The sequence below is a fragment of the Acidiphilium sp. genome (assembly GCF_049977125.1).
Classification (GTDB): Bacteria; Pseudomonadota; Alphaproteobacteria; order Acetobacterales; family Acetobacteraceae; genus Acidiphilium.
The window spans coordinates 4018-7215 of the sequence record NZ_JBMFGY010000138.1; the positions used below are offsets into that span (position 1 = coordinate 4018).

Genomic DNA, 3198 nt, shown 5'->3' on the forward strand with positions numbered 1-3198 from the left:
GGCAAGACCTGGGAAATGCTCGCCGCCGCGCGGCAGAAACGCGATGAAGGCGTCGATGTCCTGGCCGGGCTGATCGAAACCCATGGCCGCGCCGAAACCGCCGAACAACTCGGCGACCTGCCGGTCCTGCCGCGCAAACCGGTGCCCTACCGCGGCCACGTGCTCGAGGAGTTCGACCTCGAAGCCGCCATCGCCCGCCGCCCCGGCCTGCTCCTGGTCGACGAACTCGCCCACACCAACGCACCCGGCCTGCGCCACGCCAAACGCTGGCAGGACGTCGCCGACATCCTGCACGCCGGCATCGATGTCTGGACCACGCTGAACGTCCAGCACCTCGAAAGTCTCAACGACCAGGTCGCCCGCATCACCGGCGTTCGCGTCGCCGAAACCCTGCCCGACACCGTGCTCGGCCTCGCCGCCGAAATCGAACTGATCGACCTGCCCCCCGCCGAACTCCGCATCCGCCTCGAACAGGGCCGCATCTACCGCCCCGACCTCGCCCGCCGAGCGCTCGATGGCTTCTTCCGCCCCGGCAACCTCGCCTCCCTGCGCGAAATGGCGCTGCGCCGCGTCGCCCAGCACGTCGACCGCGACATCGCCAGCTACATGCGCGCGCGCGCCATCACCGGCCCCTGGCCCGCCGCCGAGCGCGTCATGGCGGTGGTGGAATCCGGCCCCGCCGCCGAACAGGTGGTGCGCTATGCCGCCCGCCTGGCCGATGCCCTGCGCGCCCCCCTGCTCGCCTTCCACGCCGAAACCGAAGCCGGCGGCGGCGTCCAATCGGCACTCGACCTCGCGATCCAACTCGGCGGCGCCGTCGAGATCTCAACCAACGCCGATGCCGCAACCGCAGCGCTCGATGTCGCCTCCCGCCAGAACATCGCCCATATCGTGCTCGCCCGCGGCCCCGCCGACGCCTGGTACCAGCGCCTCTGGCGCCCCCGCCCGCTCGCCGCCAAACTCGGCCACCGCGCCCGCGCCTATTCGCTCTACGTCGTGCCCGACCCCGCCGCCCGCCCCACCGCCCCGAAACTCGCCCGCCCGCGCCAACCCCTGCTGCCCTACGCCATCAGCCTCGGCATCATGACGCTCGCGACCCTGCTCGGCTTCCTTCTGCGCGACTACGTGCCGCACGACGCCATGGGCTTCGTCTTCACCGGCATCGTCGTCGGCGTCGCCAGCCGCTACGGCCGCCGCCTCGGCCTGTTCGCCGCCCTCGCCAGCTTCCTGCTGTGGAACTTCTTCTTCCTGCCCCCGGTCTTCACCCTCTCGGTCGGCGACCCGCGCGACGTCGTCGCCCTGATCGTCTTCCTCGCGGTCGGCCTGCTCACCGGCACCCTCGCCGGCCGTGTCCGCATCGAAGCCGAAGCCGCCCGCAGCCGGATCGATGCGCTCCGCCGCGTCGCCCTGTTCGGCCGCACCCTCGCCCAAGCCACCGACGAAGCCGCCCTGCGCACCGCCATCGAAACCGAAGCCGCCGCCCTCGCCGACCACGCCGTCGTCCTGATGGCCCAAAAAAACACCCTGCCGATTGCGACGCCGCTCGACGAACCCGCCCAGGCCGCCGCCGAATTCGCCTACGCCAACCGCGTCGCCACCGGCGCCGGCACCATCACCCTCCCCTCCGTCCCCTGGCGCTTCCTGCCGCTCGCCACCGAAGCCGGCGTGATCGGCGTGCTCGGCGTGCAACCCGCCGCCCCCCTCACCGAACCGCTCGCCCAAGCCCTCGGCGCCCTGGCCGATCAAGCCGCCATGGCCACCGAACGCCTCCGCCTCGCCGCCCGCGCCGCCGAAGCCAACGCCCAGGAAGCCACCCAGAAACTGCGCACCGCCCTGCTCTCCTCCCTCTCGCACGACCTGCGCACCCCGCTGACGGGCATCCGCGGTGCCGCCGAAACCCTGGCGACATCGGGGATCACCCTTAGTGAGGCCGTACGCGCTGATCTGCTTGCCAGCATTGTCCAGGATGTCGGGCGGATGACGCGGTTTCTTGCCAATATCACGGGCATGGCAAGGATCGAAACCGGCGAGATTGTTGCACGGCGGGAGACCATTGACCTTGCCGGCTTGATCGAGGCCGCCGTCGCGCGGGTGCCGGAAGCGCTTCACACGGCGGTCAATTTGGCGGAAGGTACTGAAACCGTGCAAGCCGACCCGGCACTACTGGAACAGGTGATCGTGAATTTGCTGGAAAATGCGATCAAATACGCGCCCAACGGCTCGGCCATCACGATCCGGGCCGTGCGTGAGTTGGGTATGACGGCGATTTCGGTGGCCGACGAAGGCATTGGCATCGACGCCGCCGATTTGCCCCATGTGTTCGACAGTTTCTTCCGTGCCGAGCGAGGCGACCGGATCGCCGCCGGCACCGGCCTCGGCCTCGCCATCGCGCGCGCTTTCGTCGAAGCCATGGGCGGCACGATCAGCGCGGCCTCCCCCCGCCCCGATCTGCCGCGTGATGGTTTACCCGGCACAATCATGACGATTAGGCTGCATTCGGCATGAATGACCCTGTCAGCACCGGTAACATCCTCGTGGTGGACGATGAGCCGCAGATTCATCGCTTCCTTAAGCCCGCCCTCGAAGCCGCCGGTTATATTGCGCTTCGCGCTGACACCGGAACTCAAGCCCTGCGTCTCGCTGTAACCACAGCCCCAGATCTCGTGCTACTCGACCTTGGCTTGCCTGATGTGGACGGGCAGGTTGTTCTTAGAAAATTGCGGGAGTTTTCCGATGTCCCCATCATTGTGTTATCGGCCCGCGCACAAGAGGCCGAAAAGATCATGGCGTTCGATCATGGGGCCGATGATTATGTCGAAAAACCATTTGGCGTAGGCGAACTCCTGGCGCGCATGCGTAAAACAATCAGGTCAAATAATCACGTCCATGATAAAACCGCTGGAGATATCACATATGATGATATACGACTTATAGATAACAATATGTCGGCAGTCGTTGGTCAACAAGAAATTAAATTAACAAAGACTCAATATCGTATTCTTAGATTGTTAGTTATTAACAGGGGAGTTGTTCTGACGCATGAAAATATATTAAGCATAGTATGGGGTAAATCACATTTATCAGACGTTGGTTATCTTCGAATATATGTAGGTCAATTACGATCAATATTTGGCGAATATGGCGAAAAACATATATTAACGAGACCTGGTATTGGCTACTATTTTTCGTAGAACAATT

At 64.5% G+C, this 3198-nt stretch carries 2 protein-coding genes; both read left to right on the forward strand.

The window, feature by feature from the left end:
* On the forward strand, positions 1-2505 hold a 2505-nt coding region (locus ACP5E6_RS14950), incomplete at its 5' end, for a DUF4118 domain-containing protein (protein WP_427955275.1).
* Positions 2502-3191 carry a response regulator gene (locus ACP5E6_RS14955; RefSeq protein ID WP_427955278.1) on the forward strand — a complete coding sequence of 230 codons (690 nt, stop codon included), beginning with the start codon at positions 2502-2504 and terminating at the stop codon, positions 3189-3191. The genes ACP5E6_RS14950 and ACP5E6_RS14955, both read left to right, overlap by 4 nt.
* The last annotated feature ends 7 nt before the right edge of the window (positions 3192-3198 follow it).

Coding starts and splice junctions, on each gene's coding strand:
- ACP5E6_RS14955 (WP_427955278.1), top strand. CDS start 2,502: ATGAATGACCCTGTCAGCACCGGTAACATCCTCGTGGTGGACGATGAG.